The sequence below is a fragment of the Pedobacter hiemivivus genome, assembly GCF_004331685.1.
GTDB classification, from domain to species: domain Bacteria; phylum Bacteroidota; class Bacteroidia; order Sphingobacteriales; family Sphingobacteriaceae; genus Pedobacter; species Pedobacter hiemivivus.
Genome location: NZ_SJSM01000009.1, coordinates 146521 through 166540, shown reverse-complemented (window position 1 = coordinate 166540; position 20020 = coordinate 146521). Strand labels below are relative to the sequence as shown.

Below are 20020 nucleotides of genomic sequence, written 5' to 3'. Positions count from 1 at the left end.
TTGTTAATTACTTTTTAAAAGAGAAATAATCCCAAACCCTATATTCGTATCGCAAACTATTTAAACATAATGATGAACAAGTTTCTTTATACAATTATTGCCGCTTCTCTAACCCTTGGAGCTTACGCCCAAAAATCTGATGGAAGCACTAAATCTCTCGTGAAAGCTGAAAAAGAATTTGCAGATAGCTTTGCAAAAAATGGTTCGAAAGCTGCATATATTGCTTTCGCAGCAGCAGACGGCCTTGTCTTTAGACCAAATCCTGTAAATGCTAAAACTTTTTATGCAGCGCAGCCGGATAGTAAAAATATTAGCTGGACACCTGCATATGCAAGAGTGTCAAAAAGTGGTGATTGGGGCTTTACAACCGGTCCATACACGGAAGCTGGTACTAAGCCATCATACGGACAATATTTGTCTGTATGGAAAGAAAATAATGGCAAATGGGAACTTGTTTTGGATTTAGGTACTTCAAGTAATAAACCATTAAACAAAGTAACTCCCGAGTATATAGAGCCTAAAGAGTCTTATAAACCAAAGTTTCTAAATGATAAGGTGAGAGCTGCAGGTGCAGATATTGTTGCAACTACAGAAAAAACACTAAATACAACTTTAAAAACTTATGGTATTTCTGCTTTTTCAGGTTTCCTGAATCCTGATGCAAGATTGATATTCCCGGGATATGAGCCAATTGTTGGTAAAGATAAAATATTGCCCTTCTTTAATAGTATGGTAGACAAAGTATCGCTAAAAACAACTAAAGCAAATAAAGCAGATGGTGGTGATTTGGCTTATACTTATGGTATTGCTACTGTAGATTATAAAGCAGACCTAAGAGAAAGCTTCAATTACGTGTTTATTTATGAGCGTCAGCCAGATCATAACTGGAATATTATTGCTCAGATTTTTACAGCAGCAGAACGCTAAATAAACTCATTTGATCCAAAAAGGGGCTTTTATCATGTAAATGGTAAAGCCCCTTTTTTTGTTTGCAGCCAATAAATCCTTATTTTGAGCCGTTATACAAAATAAATGAAGAAAATATTACTGATTATAATTTTAGTCTCAGCCATTCAGGTACATGCTCAAAAATTTCTGCTTATTGGTCATCAGGGAGCTAGGGGGATTATGCCCGAGAATACCCTCCCGGGAATGCTCAAGGCTTTAGATCTCAATGTAAATGTACTTAATATGGGCGTGGTGATCTCCCAGGACGGACAGGTTGTGCTTTCTCACGAACCATACTTTAACAACGAGATTAGCACCAGGCCGGATGGAAAGGCAATCACTTTTAAGGATGAGAAGACCTACAATATGTATAAAATGAACTATTCAGAGATCGAAAAGTTTGATGTGGGCAGTAAGGTGCATAAGCGTTTCCCTGGCCAGATGAAGCTAAAAATCCACAAGCCACTGCTGGTAGATGTGATAGACTCTGTAGAGGCATATGTAAAGGCAAATAAGTTACCAAAGCCAACTTATAATATAGAAACCTCCTTGATCAGGAAAGGGGATGAGGAATTCCAGCCAGATGCTTCGGTGTTTGTCGAACGGATCATGGATATTGTAAAAGCAAAGAAACTGACAAAAAGAGTGGTCATCCAGTCGCTTGATCTTCGTCCACTTCAGTATCTCCATGAGTACTTCCCAGCTATAAAAACATCATTAATGGTAGATGAGAAGCAGGATTTTGAAGATGGGATTCAGGCATTGGGTTTTACACCAACCTATTACAGCCCATACTATGTGCTGGTTGGAAAAGGCTTAGTAGATCGTTGTCATGCTGCGGGGGTAAAAATTATCCCATGGACGGTAAACACAGCAAAAGATATGAAGTACTTAATTAACCTGGGTGTAGATGGCGTAATTACTGATTATCCAAATCAGTACACCCGTGTGATGCAAGAATAAAGAAGGGGATTTAAAAAAGGTTTTTGATGATGTGCTCTATCGAAAGACCTTCGGCCTCTGCACGGTAATTTCGTACAATTCTATGGCGAAGAATCGCCTCTGCTACGGCCTGTACATCTTCAATATCAGGTGCATATTTGCCGCTAATTGCCGCATGGCATTTAGCGCCTATAATCAGGAATTGTGAGGCTCTTGGGCCAGCACCCCAGTTTACATACTTATTTACCTCCTCGGTAGATAATGGGGTATTGGGGCGTGTTTTGCTAACCAGCTTGACTGCATATTCAACAACATTGTCAGTTACGGGAATATTTCTTACCAGTTTTTGGAAGTATTGTATCTGACTTGCATTGATGATTTTATTTAATACAACCTCATGATTGCTGGTCGTATTTTTAACGATAGTCATTTCATCCTCAAATGAAGGATAGCCTAACAGGACATTGAACATAAACCTGTCTAGCTGAGCCTCCGGAAGGGGATAGGTACCCTCTTGCTCAATAGGATTCTGGGTCGCGAGTACAAAGAAAGGATTTGGCAATACGTGCCTTAATCCGGCTGCTGTGATTGCTTTTTCCTGCATGGCCTCCAATAGGGCCGCCTGAGTTTTAGGCGGTGTCCTGTTGATCTCATCGGCAAGAATAATATTAGAGAATATCGGTCCGTTAATGAATTTGAAGTTTCTGTCTTCACCCAGGATTTCAGCCCCTATGATGTCACTAGGCATCAGATCGGGGGTAAACTGTATTCTGTTAAAGTCGAGGTCCAACACATTTGCTACCGTTTGAACGAGTAACGTTTTGGCCAGACCTGGAACACCAACCAGCAAACAATGTCCATTGCTAAAAATGGATATCAGAACAGACTTGATGATCTCGTCCTGTCCGATAACAACCTTTCCTATTTCGGCTTTGATGCTTTTGTAGGATTGATGCAGCGCATCAACGGCCTTTATGTCATTGTCAAACTGCATGAGCGCTTATTTTTTTGCTGAGATTTGAGAAGTCCACATTTTTAGTTCAGCGCAGTCCGTATAATCTTCGTCTATACGAACATACGTGTTCACTCTTTTTTTCTCAAACCATGCACTTAATTCACGGTTTACTTTATCCTGTTGTGCATATTCCTTAAACTTAGCATAATCCTGTTCTAAATTAGCTTTATGAGGAGGTATCTTAGATTTTAAGTAAATGATTTTGTAACCTTCTTTGCCACTTTGATCAGTGAATAGAGTAGGAGCGGATATTTCTCCAACTTTCATGGTATCTGCAACAAGGAATACTTTTGGATCTAATTTATCCGCTGGGATAAAAGAAGTTCTGGCGGTTACATTATCTGCATATAATAACATCCCTCCATTGTACTGAGATTCTTTGTTGTCTGAATATTGTGATGCTGCAAAAGAGAATGGAACTTTCTTAGACACTAAACTCTTGTATATCGTATCGGCTTTAAGTTTAATACGATCCATACTGGCTGGCGTATTTTGCGGACGAATCAAAATATGGCGAGCTTGAACCTGCTCTCCGCGACGTTCTATAACCTGTAAAATATGGAAACCATGCTCAGTTTCAAAAACATTCGATACTTCTCCAGCTTTTAATTTAAATGCCTGAGCAGTAAATTCTTTTACCATCGCCTTACGGTCAAAAAATCCAAGGTCACCACCTTCTGGTGCCGATCCAGGGTCTTCAGAATAAGATTTCGCTAGGAACGCAAAGTCCTCACCGCTCTTTACTCTTAAACGTAAAGCATCAATCTTATCATGAAACTTTTGTTTTTCCGCTTTAGTCAGCTTAGGGAACATTACAATTTCTCCAACCTCAAACTCAGTTGGGATATCCGGCAGACTATCTTTTTTATAAGAATCGAAATATTTTTTTACTTCAAGAGGAGTAATATTAATGTCCTGAGTGATGTGTGATTCCATTTTTCTCGAAATCAACTGCTCTTTAATGTCAGGTCTGATTTCGTCTTTGTACTGCAATACCGAACGATTTAGGAATTGCTCTAAACGCTCTTGTCCACCAGCTTTTTGAATTTGATAGCGCATACGTTTGTCTACCTCTTCATCAATCTGACTTTCGTCAACAGTGATCGAGTCAATCTCCGCTTGTTGTTTTAAAAGCTTATTGGTAAGAATCTGGCGTAATATTTCACACTTAACGCTTGGGTTATCAGGATTACCCATGTTTAGATATTGAGCATACTGCTGGTTTAAATCAGATAATAGAATAATGTTGCTTCCCAATACCGCAACGACCTTGTCTATATTCTTTTTTTGTGCCTGAGTATTTAAAAACAAACAGATTAATCCGCCTGTAATCATTAAAAATTTCTTCATTATATGTTTGTTCAATTGTATTCGTTTTGCAAATTTAATATTCTCAATAGCTAATGGCTAGTTTTTTACAACTTTGCCAGTTTCTTTACTTCATTCTGGTTAATCTTCACTGTATATTTCCTTCTAAGTGAATCCGTCCAATCTCTTTCCAGACTATCTTGATCATCTTTCAACTTATTCCATATTTTTATCTCCGAGACATTAAACATTAAAGCCGCCTCTTTATATTCATTCAAGACCATTGTATAGGTCATGCTTGTCTTAGATGCCCTTTTTTGAGCAGCTAATGTCGTTTCATAGTTTTTTATCTCTGCAAGATAAGCTGTGTCTGTATCTAAGCCCATTTCCCTTGCATCCAAAACTTTAAGCTTAAAATTGATGTACTGGTTTAAATAGGTCTCTAAATCTTTAGCAGACGCATTCGCGTTTCCACCATGATTTTTTTTGTAAAACCACATAAACTCTTTATTAGTTATAGGCTTCCCATTAATGGTGGCTACATTTTGTGCAAATGCACCAGAAGTAAAAAGACCTAAAGTAATAATACGATAAACTGCGTTCACGAAAGTTATATAGTGTACATTTTTAAGGCATAAAAGTAATAAATAAAGGCACTATAATAAGATATTTAACTAATTTTAACAGAAAAAATATTCCCAGTAAAATTATCATTAATGGATAGCGAATTAACAGCCGACAAAGCAGCCCTGCATTTATTTTTCACCGATGATGTTTATCTGGTAAATGAGCCTGGTATTCAGGTGGATACGGTGGTTTCTGCTGCGGTTAGATCTGCGTCCATTAGCCAACCTTCGGCTTCGCCTGTAGCGCAAACTGTCGACTTTAAGTTTTTAGGCAATAATAAACGCAATATCCTGATCCTTGTCAACGATGAGGAAAATGAGGTAAGTGATGAAATGGGACGTGAATTGCTAAGGAAAATTGTAAAGTCAGTAAATCTTAGTGCCAACGATTTTGCATTGTTAAACTATGCAAAATACAAGGGTACAGGCTTTCAAGCACTACAAGATTACTTCTCAAGCACACTCATTTTTGCATTTGGGGTAACAGCAGCAGAGCTTTCGTTGGCTACTGTGCATCCAGAAAATGTAATTGTACAGGAGGGAACAATAAGAATGATCTTCTCTGCCGAATTGAAAACGCTGGATAAAAACCCGGCTGGAAAAAAAGCACTGTGGGGAAGTCTTCAAAACCTTGGATTATAACAATGAGAGAACTCGTATTTGCTACCAATAACCAACACAAAACTCAAGAAGTTCGTAACCTACTTTTAAATGATTATAACGTATTAAACCTAAATGATATAGGTTGTACAACTGATATTCCTGAAACCGGCAGTACTTTTGCCGAAAATGCAACGCTGAAAAGTAGTTATGTTGTTGAGCATTATCATATGGATTGCTTTGCCGATGATAGCGGATTGGAAGTAGAAGCCCTAAATCAGGAGCCTGGTATTTTTTCGGCCAGATATTCAGGTGTTAGGGATGATCAGGCAAATTTAACACTCGTGCTTCAAAAGATGGAGGGGCAGACCAATAGAAAGGCACGCTTCAGAACTGTTATTTCTTTGATGCGCGGAGGAGAGAATTTTCTATTTGAAGGCATTGTAAATGGAACCATCCGGGAAACTCCAACTGGAGCACAAGGTTTTGGGTACGATCCAATTTTTGTGCCTGATGGTTATGACCATTCATTTGCCGAAATGAGTATGGAACAAAAGAATCGGATTAGCCACCGGGCATTAGCCATGAAAGAGCTTATATCTTTTTTAAAGGAGCAGAAACAGGTTTAATTGTATCTGTTTTTACCTTTGTCGTATCGGGATTAGTCTTAATAGGCGTAACCTCCGTTCTAGGTGCAACAGGGACAACTGCTGTGCTGTCCTTTTTAAGGACAGGAGTCGCCTTCTTAACTGTATCTCTTTGATCAACCGGTGTCCCTTTCTGCTCTGTTTTGCCTTTAGTTGCTGCAGCAGGCTTACCCGTTGTTTTTGAGGCTGCAGGTGTAGCCTTCTTAGCTGGAGCTTTAGCCTTAGGTTTGCCATTAATCACCTCTTTTTTAGAAAGCGGCCTTAGTTCAGGTTTCCATTTAAAACCGGTAAGGAAAACATCTTCTTTTAACTCAGGAATAGGAGTTCTAACCCCCTCAGGCTCTCTAATGATTACAATTTTTGCAATTTCTTTATTTTTAAAAAGAACCTTTAATCGGCTGCTAACCGTTTGGTTCATATCCGTATAAATCTTCTTTTCATTTTGGTTGAAAAAGATGCTTTCTGCATTTCCATCTACAAACATATTTTGCAGTTTTCCCTCTTTAAAAAAGGCGGTAATCAATCTTCCTTTGATCTGGTTATATCTTGCCGAATCCGCATTGACATTGACAAGGAAAGCATTTTGAATTACCTGAACGGCATTTAGCTTCTTGTTTTTCAATTGCAGGTAAATGGTATCTCCCGTTTGTTGTGAGCCTTCCGACCATAAAATGGGATCTCGGTACCAGCGAAGCGTAGAGTCTGCACTTGTGTAAAATAAAGAATCGGCGGTAGCTTGCATATTGGACTTATATACGCGTACATTATGGTAGGCTTTAATCACCCTGGTCCGAACGGTGTCTTGCGGGTTAAAAGGTACAGTATCCTTAGGTAGAGACTTTATTTGGTCCTTAGGTAGCTTGCCTTTTAGGGTCGTGTCAATCTTTCCTTTTGCTAATTGTAGGGTCGATTTTAACACTTTCCCGGTGCTGTCTTTCCCTTTTTTTGTCAAAGAATCAGCTTTAGAAACGAGGAGAGAATCCTTTAATAATGGGATGGCTTTTTTAGGAATAGCGAGGCTATCCTTCAATGAGCTGTCTTTAGCCAAACTATCTTTTCCTAAAGTGATCTTGTCATTTTTCAGCGGTAGTTTAGCTGCTTCTTTTCCTTTTCCATTCCTTTTGTCAAGTCTTTTCTGTTTTTTTTCTGAAATGTTCTCCTCAGTTGCAGTAACCTTAGGTTTTGAAAAGCCTACCTTTTTCTCTTCTTTCTCCTCTTCCCCAAGCTCATTGTCTTTTTTAATTACTGGCGATGAAATGAGTGTTAAGGTTTTTTTAAGCACCATTTGGGTCTCCAAAGTATCAGCACCCATCCACAAACTGTCGGGTTGCAATTTGTCATTCACCTTTATAGAGTCGGCGGTGCCCATACCTACATAAGGGTTCTTGGTCACAATCGTCTTTTGATCTATTTTGTAGTAATAACCTAGCTGACCATACATCACCATTTTATCAGTCGTGTCTTTAAAAATAATGTTTCTTACCGCTTTACCATAGCCGGCTATCCCATCATAATACAAACTATCACCTTTAAGGGATTTTGAGCCTGTTGTATACAGATTTTTCTTTCCAAAATAGGCATATTGAGTCTTGGTGTTATAAGCTCCATTTTCGGTATACAGGTTGTCATCCTTACCCTTTATATTGGTCGGACCGTAGAAATAGGTCCAGTTAGTTAAGGTATTGTAGCGTAAGGTATCTGAATTAATCACAGTTTCTGGTGTTACCACGACTACATTGTAACGGAAAAAAGCATCGCGACTATTGGAAAAATAATAACCGTTTTTACTGGTTAAGGTTACATCCTTACTCACAATTTTACCTCCTGTTATGTAAGTCCCATATTTGGTCGCCATGTTATAATCCAGGATATTTGTCGTCAATGTAGATTCCCTGTCTATCATTTTAACATTCTCCGTTAAATGGGCGATTTTAGTGTTCCCGTTATAATTTAAATAATCGGAATAGATATTAATGGTATCTCCCTGATTGATGTGTACATTTCTATAGGCATCAAAAACATTCTCAGTTATATAAAAAACAGCACTATCACAGGTGAGTGTCGCATTGTCTTGTCTAAAAACAGGGTTTTTTAAATAGGATATGTTCTTTTTTGCATCGACACGAGAGGTTGTCCAACTGTCAACATTGATCTTTGTCTTCTGTTGCGAAAGCACAGAAAAGGGGAGTAATAATAGGATCAGGAAATAGCGTAATATCTGCACGGTACAAAGTTAGTTTTATAATTTGTTTTTTTAAAGGTTATCAAGCCATGATGAGTTTTTATTCATTATTTTTGAGACCATGTTACCCCTTCAGAATTTTAAAGACTACATCAGCCAGCATTCGCTTTTCAACGTAAAAGATAAAATCCTTTTGGCGGTGAGTGGGGGGAAGGATTCCGTCCTTATGGCGCACTTATTTAAACTCTCTGGATTTGAATTTGGTATTGCCCATTGTAACTTTAATTTAAGGGGGGCTGAGTCCCAACGTGATGAAGATTTCGTAGTCACGCTAGCCAAAAAGATGGATGTTCCATGCTATGTCACCCATTTTAAAACGAAAGAATTTGCTACAACGCAAAAGGTATCCACTCAGATGGCAGCAAGAACACTACGCTACCAATGGTTCGAGGAAGTTAGGGAGCAGGAGCAATATGAGCTCATCGCGTTGGCACAACACCAGGATGATGCCATTGAAACTGTCTTGTTAAATCTCACCAGGGGGACAGGAATTGCAGGCTTGCATGGTATTTTGCCAAAGCGAGGCCGATTGATTAGGCCTCTGTTGTTTCTCTCTTCAGCAGAGATCGCCGATTTGATCAGTAAACAAGATATTGATTTCGTAGAGGACAGCTCCAATAAAAGCACCAATTATGCCCGGAATAAAATAAGGCTAAAGGTTATTCCACACCTCAAAGAGATTAATCCCAATCTCGATGAAACCTTTCAGCACAACATCCAACGCTTTACCGATACCGAGCTGGTTTTACAGCAGGTAGTCGCAAGCCTTAAAGCCGAAATTCTAAAGGAAAAGCAAGGGAAATTCTATTTCTCTATAAAAAAAATAAAAGCGTTAAATCCACAGCATTTACTATTGTTTGAGTTGTTAAGGCCATTTGGATTTACAGAATCGGTAGTTGCTGAGCTTTTACAAGGACTGGAGAAGCAAAGTGGTACAAGTTTTTTTAGTATTTCGCATCGCATTGTTATAGATCGACAGGAGTTGATCATTGACCCAATTGGAGATCGGGACGTAGAAAATAAGAACCTCATGATTCATTCCCATGATGAGCAAGTCAATTTTTTGGGCAACCAAATCCTCATTACTGCCGCTGAGGATGTTCATTTTGAGAAAAGTAGCAATAAGGCTTTTGTCGATACCGATAAGTTGATCTTTCCATTGGTGCTAAGAAGTTGGCAAGCTGGCGATAAGTTTAAGCCCATAGGCATGAGTAGATCTAAAAAGGTAAGTGATTTTTTTATAGACGAGAAGATTCCGCTAAGTGATAAGGGGCTGATTCCGGTATTGGTTAATGGGAACGGTGAAGTGATCTGGATTGCAGGTTGGAGACAGGACAATCGGTATAAGCTTACTGAAGCCACAAAAAATGTAACAATTTTTGAACTCCGTCATCTACATATTACAATTGCTAAACAATCTTAAAGGAACTGAAAGGTTTGAAGCAATTAAAAAACCAGTAACTTTATAGGCAAAACACACGCACATGGGAAACCGCTACGCTTTTTATGAAAAACAATATATCGGCCGCGATTATATAAGAATCTGTATTAGGTTGGTGATGGCTGCATTTTGTTTTGCTGCCTATGTTTATGAACGCGATCGCGACAATACCCAGGATCTCTTTCTGGTAGTGGGCTTCGGTATCATTGGTGTTTCTATTTTATTACTTTTCCTAATTCAGTATAAAACCACGATCGATAAGAAACGCATCATTATTGAAGGTTTATGGTCGGCCAAAAAAGTAGAAATAGACTTAAATACAATCGTTAAAGTTAGAAAAGATACTTATAGCAGTTACTTATTCAACAACCCAGTGTATAATCTTCACCGTAAGGGAAGTATCCGGTTTTACTCTTCGGGTAAGGATGCTGTTGTACTTACAGATCGCGATGGCCTGGAATATTACATTGGTACCCAACGACCAAATGAGATGTATTTGGTTATCCAGGAAGAAATGAAGCATTAGTTAAATAATTGCAATTGTTTAACATAAAGATCAGTTTAAGTACAGTAATTTGCATCGTTAAATAATTTCAATGAAACGATCGTGAGCATAGCGAATCTAAACCGCATGTATGCTCATGATAGCTTCATAAAACTAAAATTGTTTTTTAATGAAAATAGGTATCGTTTGTTACCCGACTTTTGGCGGAAGTGGTGTTGTAGCCACAGAACTTGGAAAGGCACTTGCCGACGAAGGTCATCAGGTACATTTTATCACATATAGTCAGCCAGCTCGTCTGGATTTCTTCTCAGCCAATTTATTCTATCATGAAGTATCTGTAAGGGATTACCCACTGTTTGATTATGCCCCTTACGAGTCGGCATTGGCCAGTAAACTAGTAGATGTAGTGCGCTTTGAAAAGTTGGACATATTGCATGTTCATTATGCGATTCCGCACGCTTCGGCTGCTTTTATGGCTAAGCAAATCCTGGAGACCTATGGTATTCATATTCCCTTTGTAACTACCTTACACGGAACGGATATTACCTTGGTTGGAAAGGATCCAACCTATAAGCCGGTAGTTACGTTCTCCATCAACAAATCTGATGGGGTAACCACGGTATCCGAAAGCTTAAAGAAAGATACAGAGGAGTATTTTGAAATCACTAATGAAATTAAGGTTATCCCTAACTTTATCGATTTTACGAGATTTAGTTTAAAACCTAAAGATCATTTTAAAAAGGCTATTGCGCCAAATAACGAACGTATTCTTATTCATACTTCCAACTTTAGAAAAGTAAAGCGGACCGCAGATGTGATCCGTATTTTCCATAAAATTCTGGAGAAGATCCCTTCCAAACTGCTGATGGTGGGAGATGGTCCAGAACGTGCTTATGATGAGCAATTGTGCAGGGACCTTGGGATTTGTGACAATGTTCGTTTCTTGGGCAAGCAAGATGCCGTAGAGGAGATTTTATCGGTCTCTGATTTGTTCCTGATGCCTTCCGAGTCAGAAAGCTTTGGTTTGGCTGCCTTGGAAGCTATGGCTTGTAAGGTTCCTGCTATTACCTCTAATTCTGGTGGTTTACCAGAATTAAATATAGACGGTTTTTCGGGCTATATGAGTAATGTAGGTGATGTGGAAGATATGGCCATTAAAGCCATTCAGATTTTAGAGAATGATGAGGTGCTGAATAGATTTAAAGAGAATGCATTTGCAAGGGCGCAGGACTTCGATTTAAAGAAGATTCTACCAGAATATGTCAACTATTACAATAAGATCATAGAAGAATCAAAAAGAACGCTCAAGGTTGAAGTTATTTAATCGGAGCAAATACTAAACAAACTGGAGCACCCAGTTCAATTCTTTTACCGGTATCCTTTAAGGTGCCGGTTTTTTTATTGCGTTCAAAGATGATAATGTCATTGGTGTATTGGTGCCCAACCAATAAGTATTTCCCAGTTGGATCAATCGTAAAGTTTCTTGGACCTTTACCTAAGGTACTGATGGTAGACACAGAATTTAGTTTTCCGTTAGCTTGTATGGAAAATGCCGAAATGGTATTTGCATCGCCACGGTTGGTTTCATATAAAAATTTGCCGTCTGGTGATACATGTATATCTGCTGCATCAACTCTTCCCGAAAAATCTTTGTCAGTCGTACCAATGTCCTGAATCTTGTTTAGCATGCCATTGTTGTACGTAAACACAGTAATTATCCCATTAAATTCGTGAGCAAGGTAAGCGTATTTGCCATTGGGACTGAAAGTCAGGTGACGTGGACCGCTGCCGGGAGTAGTTTTTACAACCTGTTTGATGGTTAGCACTTCTTTATTTGCTGTTGAGTTATAGTTGTAGATGTAAATCTGATCTTCACCAAGGTCTGAACAAGTTACGTACTTCCTGTCAGGGGTAAATTGAACCTGATGGGCATGAGCGCTTTCCTGTCTTTTCTTTGGGTCTATACTTTTGCCGGTATGTTGTATCAGTTGTTTTAGTGGACTTAAAGCCCCATTGGCTTCAATGCCGAAAACAGAAATACTGCCCCCACCGTAATTGGCTGTGAATGCGTGTTTTTCATCAGCAAGTACAAAACATGGGCCCGGGCTTCCGGTAGCTTGTTTGTTGATAAAGGCAAGCTCGCCTTTTAGGCCGTCAAAGTTAAAGGCAGCTGCAGCGCTGTTGCCAGGTGCCTCTGCTACGGAGTATACCAACTTGTTATTTTTGCTAACAGCCAAATAACTGGGGTTGGTTACATCTTTGGCTACACTTTTGAATTTAAATTCAGCGGTGTTCGCATCAAAGTTGTAAATATAAATTCCCTCGCTTTTACCCGGACTGGTGTAAGTCCCAATGATTAAATTGTATTCTTTTTTTTGTGCAAAGCCTTGCGTTGTAAAAAATGATAGCAATAAAAGCGAGAGAATTTTTTTCATATTATAATTACTTAATTAGGTGTTTGATCTGAATTAGCTCATGCTCTTCCAGGTAACGCCATCTTCCACGAGGAAGATCTTTTTTAGTTAGGTTACCATAAACAACGCGATCTAGTTTCACTACATCGTATCCTAAATGTTCGAATATACGGCGTACAATCCTGTTTTTACCACTATGGATTTGTATGCCAATCTCACGTTTAGAACCTCCGGTAACGTAAGATACTGAATCTGGTTTAATAATACCATCTTCTAATTCTAAACCGAACTGAATTTTATTAAAGTCGCCTTGACTTAAGCTCTTGTTTAACTCTACGTTATATATTTTAGTGATGCCGTTTTTTGGATGAGAAAGCTTATCAGCAAGGTCACCATCATTGGTCATCAATAATAAACCTGTTGTGTTGCGGTCTAATCTACCTACTGGATAAATACGTTCTCTGCTGGCTTTTTCTACCAATTGCATAACTGTACGACGTTCTTGTGGATCGTCAGTAGTCGTGATGTAATCCTTAGGTTTGTTTAATATTACGTAAATTTTCTTTTCACGTTTTAGTAGCTCACCATTGTAACGAACCTGATCATTAGCAGGATCAATTTTATGTCCTAACTCAGAAACAGGCTCACCGTTTACAGAAACTACTCCAGCAGCAATCAGCTCATCCGCTTTACGGCGTGAGCAAATACCTGCATTAGAAATGTATCTGTTTAAACGGATTAGTCCGTCATCTTTTTGAACAGGAGCGGCTTTTCTGCCACGCATGGTTGGCGCTTTTTCAGGTCCTGCCCATGTATTGTTGCGATCCTGACGAGCAGTGCGCTCTCCACGTTCTCCGCGCTCTGGGCGCTCAGTTCTTTCCGGGCGCTCAAATGAACGCTCTGGACGTGCACCTTCATCTTCTCTTTTTCTGAAAGGTCTGCTATCAGTACTTCTTGAAGTTGAACTTTTTTTATCATCAAATTTGCGGAAAGGTTTTTCACCTCCAGCAGCAAAATGATCTTTCTTTATATAGCTACGTTTGCTTTCTCCAGCAGGAGTCTCTCTTGATCCACCGTCTTTGCTAAAAGTACGAGGTTTGAAATCTCTGCTGTCATTGTCTCTGTTGCCAGGTTTGAAATCTCTTGAACCGCCTTCTTTACTGAAAGAACGAGGTTTGAAATCTCTGCTGTCATTGTCTCTGTTACCAGGTTTGAAATCTCTTGAGCCACCTTCTTTACTAAAAGAACGAGGTTTGAAATCTCTGCTGTCGTTGTCTCTGCTACCTGGTTTGAAATCTCTTGAGCCTGTGCTTCTAGAACCGAAGCTTTTATGATCACCATCTTTTCCTGGTCTGGATTTAAAATCACTGCCGGAAGTTCTTGGTCTGAATTCTTTTGAATCGTTTTCGCCTCTTGGCTTGAAGCTTCTTGAGTCTCCTTCTCTTGGAGGTCTCGATGCTCCGAATGGTCTTGGTTTAAATTCTTTGGCGTCACCAAATTTATTATCCTTCCCCTCTTTATCGTCAAACTTGCTTTTTCCCTTATATGAAGACTCTGCTCCACCTGGTCTTTTGCCTGTTGTGCTTCGGTTTCCCGGTTTGGACTTGTCATCCCGACTGTTCCTGTTGTTGTTTTTTATCATGATACGCTTTTATCCGCATAATTTATGCGGCGACAAAATTACTAAAAAATGCGGGGATTTACAATTGTAAGTGTCTGATTACTGCAATTTAGCGTTTAAAATTGTTGTGTATCTAACTGCGTTAGTTCTAATTACGAAATAAAATGGGTGCTTTTGTTAGGCATTGCTATAAATAGGGGATGAGTACGGGATAAGTAGGGAATGAATAGGGGGTTGCTTTACCCTTGCTTTAGGGTTGAGTTAGGGTTGCTATACCCCTAAGGTAAACCAAGGGTATAGCAAGGGTAAAGGAAGGGTAAGGCAAGGGTAAAGCAACCACCTACTTACCCGCTATTCATTCCCTACTTATCCGCTACTTATGGTAGTGCCTGAAATAACCGTTTATGGATTTGAAAAGCCGTTTTGATCTTGAATTTCTTGCTGATTTAGGTTGATCTTATAGTTTTTATTCTTGATTTTGTTTGTTCAAGCTTAAAGCATTCCTGAAATTGATTGTTTTCTTCAACTCTTTTGATTGTTTTTGCTGTGTTCAGATTAGGGGGTAAAAAAAGTTTAATTACAGGCTAGTGTTTACATGAATTTTGGCTTTACTGAATGCAGTTTATGAAGCGAAATTTTCAGCGAATACTGTGACATGATTGAGTGCTCCTTCTGGTTTTTTGAATTTATAAATCGAGCTAAAGAAACAGGAAAAATGGCTAAAATTGACACTTTTGGAATCTTGCTTTAAAGCTATTTAAACGTCGATTTTTGCAGTTAAATTCGTAATAGCTTGATAATTAGATCGATATAATGTACCTTTGCAGGAGTTTTAAAATTGTTAACCAAAAAAAGGAGGAAAATGATAAAGAAACACATAATGACATGTACGGTAATTATATCATTACTAGTTATGGCAAAAGTGTTTGCTTACAACATGCCCCAAGCAGCAGAAAAATCTTCAAAACAGGAAGAATTAACGAGTACCGATACACTAACATTTAACATCACGAAGCCATTGTCTTTAATGGCTCAATTAAATTTTGCAGAAGAGACATTACCAATTGGAGATGTCAAAGTAGAGCGTAAAATGAAGAAAACGCTGGCTGCACATTACTTCAGTAATCTACAAACAAATAAGCTGCACAGAAAAGCAGCAGAATGGTTTCCAATCATCGAACCGATCCTAGCGGCTTATGGCATTCCCCAAGATTTTAAATATATGGCCTTGGTAGAATCAGGATTACAAAGCGGAGTATCACCTAAGGGTGCTGCAGGCGTTTGGCAGTTTATGCCAGGGACGGCCCGCATGTATGGTTTAAAAGTTAATTCTAACGTGGACGAGCGTAATAATTTACGTAAATCTACTATTGCAGCCGCCAAATACATCAAGGATCTTTATCGTATTTTTGATAGCTGGACATTAGTTGCAGCGGCTTACAATGTTGGCGATAGCCACATGAGACGCCAGATTAACAGACAGAACCAGGATAACTACTTCAAATTGAAGTTGAATAATGAAACTGGGGGTTATGTTTACAAACTGATCTCTATGAAACAAATTATGGTGGATCCTGTTCGTTATGGTTACACTGCTCCAAGACAATTCTTGGCTTATAATGCAGGAAAAGCAGAAGAAAAAAATTCAGAATAATATTGAGATAAAATACTCGAAAATGGGGAAAGCCGTTCAGTTTATGCTGAGCGGCTTTTTGTTTTCGTGCAGAATTTGCTAATTTGAGCGTCTTATGGAATTGATGAAACTGCGGATAAAAGACATGAAATATGGTGCGGGGGAAACTCTGGTGCTTAGCTTTGAAGTATTAGATGGCAAGAAGCCACCGTATCTTGCCGGACAATTCTTAACGCTGGTGTTCAATACGCAAGGCCGCGAATTGCGTAGATCTTATTCTCTTTGTAGTTCTCCAGACCTGGATGAACCATTGGCGATTGCTATAAAACGGGTGGAAAATGGTGAGATTTCCAGGTTTCTTCATCACAAAACAGCAGTAGGAGATGTGCTTCATGCTTTGGAGCCCAATGGGCAGTTTACTTACGTGCCGGATCAACAAATCAAAAGAACGGTTTTCCTCTTTGGTGCAGGCGTAGGGATTACCCCTCTTTTTTCGATCATAAAAACAGCAATGCTTAGAGAAGAAAATTCAAGGTTGGTGCTGATTTATAGCCGTAGATCTGTAGAAGAAACTCTTTTTCATGATGAATTGAATGCCTTGCAGGAAGAATATCCGGGAAGGTTCAAGATCATTTATGTGTCTAGTCAGAGTAAAAATTTACTAATGGCCAGATTAAATGTATTCCTGATTGAAAAGATTGTAAAGGAAGATTTGGTATTTGAGAGGGCTGATGCCTTGTTTTATACCTGCGGACCAATCGATTATATGGTGACTTGTCGGATTAAATTGCTGGAGATGGGCTTTGATATTTCTCAGATCAAGAGAGAGACTTTTGTATTGCCAGAGGATGAAGTAGATGAAGACGATTCGACAGAAAAAAAAGTAAAGCATACCAATACTTATACTGTAGAGCTTCATTTTAAACACAAAGTTTATCATTTGGCTGTTCCTTACAACAAGACTATACTTGATGCGGCTTTAGAGCAGAAGATTAATTTGCCCTATAGTTGTCATGCCGGCATATGTAGTACCTGCATTGCAAATTGTACTAAAGGTGGTGTTGAAATGGATTATAACGAAGTGCTGATGGATGATGAGATTGCAGCAGGAAGAGTACTGGTTTGCACAGGACATCCAACCGAAGATGGGACTACATTAGTTTGGTAGTTTTTGTGGATAATGCCTTATCTTTGTGGATTAAATAGGTTGTTTTTTTAATATTATATGAGCAAAAATACTGTTGACCTTGGCGAGCAAAAAGATGTAGAAGTGTATGGAGCCAGGGTGCATAACCTTAAAAATATAGATATTTCCTTTCCCAGAAATAAACTCGTAGTCATTACCGGTTTAAGTGGGAGTGGAAAGTCCTCTTTGGCTTTCGATACCATTTACGCGGAAGGGCAGCGTAGGTATATGGAAACTTTTAGTGCTTATTCTCGCCAGTTTATGGGGGGGATGGAAAGACCCGACGTAGATAAAGTATCAGGTTTGAGTCCGGTTATTGCTATAGAGCAAAAAACAACCAGTAAAAACCCTCGGTCTACAGTAGGTACAATTACGGAAATTTACGATTTTATGCGTCTATTGTACGCTCGTACTGCCGATGCTTTCTCCTACAACACGGGAGAGAAGATGGAGCGGATGAGCGAAGATCAGATTCTTGAAAATATCTTTAATAAGTTTGGCGAGATGCCTGTAAATATCCTTGCTCCGGTAGTAAAAGGGCGTAAGGGACATTACAGGGAGTTGTTTGAACAAATTCGTAAGCAAGGTTATGTAAAAGTGCGTATCGATGGAGATATTCAGGATATTACACCTAAAATGCAGGTAGACCGCTACAAAATTCATGATATTGAGATTGTGGTAGATCGCTTGATTATCGACCGTAAAGATTTAAAGCGCTTACAAGATTCATTGCAAACGGCCATGCGTTTGGGTAAAGGCATCATTAAGATTAGCGATAAGGACAACAATGTTGCCCATTTTAGCCGTTTCTTGATGTGTCCAACTACGGGGATTTCTTACGATGAGCCACAACCTAATAACTTCTCTTTCAACTCACCATATGGCGCTTGCGAGAATTGTGACGGTTTGGGTTACATTTTCGTGGTAGATAAGGAGTCTGTAATGCCCAACCTTAAGTTGAGCATTATGAATGGTGGCTTGGCTCCCTTGGGAGAATACCGTGATATATGGATGTTCCAGGTGTTAAAGGCAGTGGCCAAGAAGTATAATTTTTCTTTGTCTACTCCACTTGAAAAACTGGGTGATGACATTATTGCTATCATTTTAAACGGTTCTCATGAGCTGATTTCGGTAGCCGTCGAGTATAATAAGTGGAACGTACAAAACTATCAGATTACATTTGACGGGATCATTAAACTATTGGAAGAGCAGCAAGAACGCAAAGGTGAGGCTACTGTGGAGGATATGGAGAGTTTCCGCAAGCTAAAAACTTGTCCGGTTTGTAATGGTGCTCGTTTAAAGAAAGAAAGTCTGCATTTTAAAATCGACGGCAAGAATATTTTTGAGCTGGCAGAAATGGATATCAGTAGCATCAGAGCCTGGTATGAAGGTTTAGAAAGCAGATTAAACGATAGGCAAAATACAATTGCCAAAGAAATTTTAAAGGAGATCCGATCAAGGTTGGGCTTCTTAAGTGATGTAGGATTGAATTACTTGTCGCTTGACCGGACAGCACGTACACTTTCTGGTGGAGAGGCGCAAAGGATTAGGCTGGCTACACAGATCGGATCACAGTTGATGAACGTAATGTACATCCTGGATGAGCCGAGTATTGGACTTCACCAGCGTGATAATGAGCGTTTAATTGGCGCATTAAAAAACCTGAGAGATTTAGGTAATACAGTGTTGGTGGTAGAGCACGATAAGGACATGATTTTGGAGGCCGACCATGTGATTGATGTTGGTCCGGCTGCAGGTGTGCATGGCGGACAAATCGTTGCACAAGGTACTCCGGCACAGATTTTGAAATCGGATACCCTTACTGCAGCTTATTTGAATGGTAAAAAAGGCATTGAGGTGCCTAAAAAACGAAGAAAAGGGACTGGCCATAAGCTATCTATCATTAAGGCCAGTGGACATAATCTAAAAGATGTTTCTGTAGATTTTCCATTGGGTAAATTTATAACGGTAACCGGGGTTTCTGGTAGTGGTAAATCGAGCTTAATCACCGAAACGCTATATCCTATCTTAAATCATCATTTTTTTAGGGCTAAAAAACACCCTTTGCCATACGAGAAGATCAATGGCATAAAGGAGATTGATAAGGTAATTGAGATTGATCAGGCTCCTATCGGACGCACACCACGCTCTAACCCTTCTACTTATACTGGTGTGTTTTCAGATATCAGGAACTTATATGTCCAGCTACCTGAAGCTAAGATCAGGGGGTATAAGCCTGGCCGTTTCTCTTTCAATGTAAAGGGTGGTCGTTGCGAAACCTGTCAGGGTGGCGGAATGAAGGTCATAGAGATGAACTTTTTGCCTGATGTACAGGTGCCTTGTGAAGAATGCCATGGCAAAAGATACAACCGCGAAACACTTGAAGTACGTTACCGTAGCAAGTCGATTAGCGATGTGTTGGATATGAGTATTGAAGAGGCTTGTGTCTTTTTTGAGAACATGCCTTCTATTTATAGGAAGATCAAAACATTGAAAGATGTTGGTTTGGGGTATATTACCTTAGGGCAATCGTCTACGACTTTGTCTGGTGGTGAAGCTCAACGTGTTAAGTTGGCTACTGAGCTTTCAAAAAAAGACACTGGGCGGACATTTTATATTTTGGATGAGCCTACAACTGGCCTACATTTTGAGGATATAAATGTGTTACTGGGTGTGCTTAACGAATTGGTGGAGCGCGGGAATACGGTATTGGTTATTGAGCATAATCTGGACGTAGTAAAAGTTGCCGATTGGGTAATAGACCTGGGCGAAGAAGGCGGTGCTGGAGGTGGAAGAATCATCTTTGAGGGTACTCCTGAAGGCTTGATTCAGAATCCGATCAGCTTAACCGGCAAGTTTCTGAAAAAGGAAATGGGCCTGTAAATCAATCGT

16 protein-coding genes are annotated in these 20020 nt (G+C 39.4%); 10 read left to right on the top strand and 6 right to left on the bottom strand.

Translation table 11 applies throughout. From position 1 onward, the window contains the following. Window positions 1-69: 69 nt before the first annotated feature. Window positions 70-927: a YybH family protein gene (locus tag EZ444_RS15555; protein WP_165503627.1), complete on the top strand. Its 858-nt coding sequence runs from the start codon at window positions 70-72 to the stop codon at window positions 925-927. Between the two features lie 105 nt (window positions 928-1032). Further along, a complete protein-coding gene (locus EZ444_RS15550) occupies window positions 1033-1911 on the top strand; it encodes a glycerophosphodiester phosphodiesterase family protein (protein ID WP_131610070.1) in 879 nt (292 codons plus the stop codon). A 10-nt stretch (window positions 1912-1921) separates the two neighbouring features. Here EZ444_RS15550 and EZ444_RS15545 read toward each other — a convergent pair whose 3' ends face one another. From EZ444_RS15545 to EZ444_RS15535, 3 genes are all read right to left on the bottom strand, one after another. After that, window positions 1922-2884, bottom strand: a complete 963-nt coding sequence (locus EZ444_RS15545; protein ID WP_131610069.1) for an AAA family ATPase — start codon at window positions 2882-2884, stop codon at window positions 1922-1924. 6 nt (window positions 2885-2890) lie between these two features. Then, on the bottom strand, window positions 2891-4255 hold the full coding sequence (locus tag EZ444_RS15540; protein ID WP_131610068.1) for a peptidylprolyl isomerase: 1365 nt from the start codon (window positions 4253-4255) through the stop codon (window positions 2891-2893). A gap of 65 nt (window positions 4256-4320) precedes the next feature. Continuing rightward, window positions 4321-4818 carry a hypothetical protein gene (locus EZ444_RS15535; RefSeq protein ID WP_131610067.1) on the bottom strand — a complete coding sequence of 166 codons (498 nt, stop codon included), beginning with the start codon at window positions 4816-4818 and terminating at the stop codon, window positions 4321-4323. Window positions 4819-4929: 111 nt separating this feature from the next. On the opposite strand from EZ444_RS15535, the gene EZ444_RS15530 reads away from it, so the two are divergent. Further along, a complete protein-coding gene (locus EZ444_RS15530) occupies window positions 4930-5481 on the top strand; it encodes a hypothetical protein (protein WP_131610066.1) in 552 nt (183 codons plus the stop codon). A gap of 2 nt (window positions 5482-5483) precedes the next feature. Further along, window positions 5484-6068, top strand: a complete 585-nt coding sequence (locus EZ444_RS15525; RefSeq protein ID WP_131610065.1) for a non-canonical purine NTP diphosphatase — start codon at window positions 5484-5486, stop codon at window positions 6066-6068. On the opposite strand, the gene EZ444_RS15520 is transcribed toward EZ444_RS15525, so the two are convergent. After that, entirely contained in the window at window positions 6034-8310 is a 2277-nt protein-coding gene (locus EZ444_RS15520) for an OstA-like protein (RefSeq protein WP_131610064.1), read from the bottom strand. The genes EZ444_RS15525 and EZ444_RS15520 overlap by 35 nt on opposite strands. Before the next feature lie 79 nt (window positions 8311-8389). Between EZ444_RS15520 and tilS the strand changes: the two genes are divergently transcribed. The 3 genes from tilS (at window position 8390) to bshA (ending at window position 11598) form a co-directional block, all read left to right on the top strand. Next, the gene (gene tilS, locus EZ444_RS15515; protein ID WP_131610063.1) at window positions 8390-9751 is read left to right on the top strand and encodes a tRNA lysidine(34) synthetase TilS; all 1362 of its coding nucleotides are present in this window, start codon (window positions 8390-8392) and stop codon (window positions 9749-9751) included. Window positions 9752-9812: 61 nt separating this feature from the next. Beyond that, window positions 9813-10295 (top strand): hypothetical protein, encoded by a 483-nt coding sequence (locus EZ444_RS15510; protein WP_131610062.1) that lies wholly within the window; start codon window positions 9813-9815, stop codon window positions 10293-10295. Window positions 10296-10443: 148 nt separating this feature from the next. Then, window positions 10444-11598, top strand: coding sequence for an N-acetyl-alpha-D-glucosaminyl L-malate synthase BshA (gene bshA, locus EZ444_RS15505; protein WP_131610061.1), 1155 nt, complete (start codon window positions 10444-10446; stop codon window positions 11596-11598). Here the strand turns inward: bshA and EZ444_RS15500 are convergent. Both EZ444_RS15500 and EZ444_RS15495 read right to left on the bottom strand, forming a co-directional pair. Then, window positions 11591-12709, bottom strand: a complete 1119-nt coding sequence (locus tag EZ444_RS15500; protein ID WP_131610060.1) for a lactonase family protein — start codon at window positions 12707-12709, stop codon at window positions 11591-11593. The two genes, bshA and EZ444_RS15500, sit on opposite strands and share 8 nt — an antisense overlap. A gap of 7 nt (window positions 12710-12716) precedes the next feature. After that, a complete protein-coding gene (locus EZ444_RS15495; RefSeq protein WP_131610059.1) occupies window positions 12717-14330 on the bottom strand; it encodes a pseudouridine synthase in 1614 nt (537 codons plus the stop codon). A gap of 892 nt (window positions 14331-15222) precedes the next feature. Here EZ444_RS15495 and EZ444_RS15490 point away from each other — a divergent pair. The 3 genes from EZ444_RS15490 to uvrA all read left to right on the top strand — a co-directional run bounded on the left by EZ444_RS15490 (window position 15223) and on the right by uvrA (window position 20011). Continuing rightward, window positions 15223-15963 (top strand): lytic transglycosylase domain-containing protein, encoded by a 741-nt coding sequence (locus EZ444_RS15490; protein ID WP_394347788.1) that lies wholly within the window; start codon window positions 15223-15225, stop codon window positions 15961-15963. A gap of 94 nt (window positions 15964-16057) precedes the next feature. Continuing rightward, a complete protein-coding gene (locus EZ444_RS15485) occupies window positions 16058-17110 on the top strand; it encodes a 2Fe-2S iron-sulfur cluster-binding protein (protein WP_131610057.1) in 1053 nt (350 codons plus the stop codon). 57 nt (window positions 17111-17167) lie between these two features. Then, complete coding sequence (gene uvrA / locus EZ444_RS15480; protein WP_131610056.1) at window positions 17168-20011, top strand: excinuclease ABC subunit UvrA; 2844 nt, start codon at window positions 17168-17170, stop codon at window positions 20009-20011. Window positions 20012-20020: the final 9 nt, after the last annotated feature.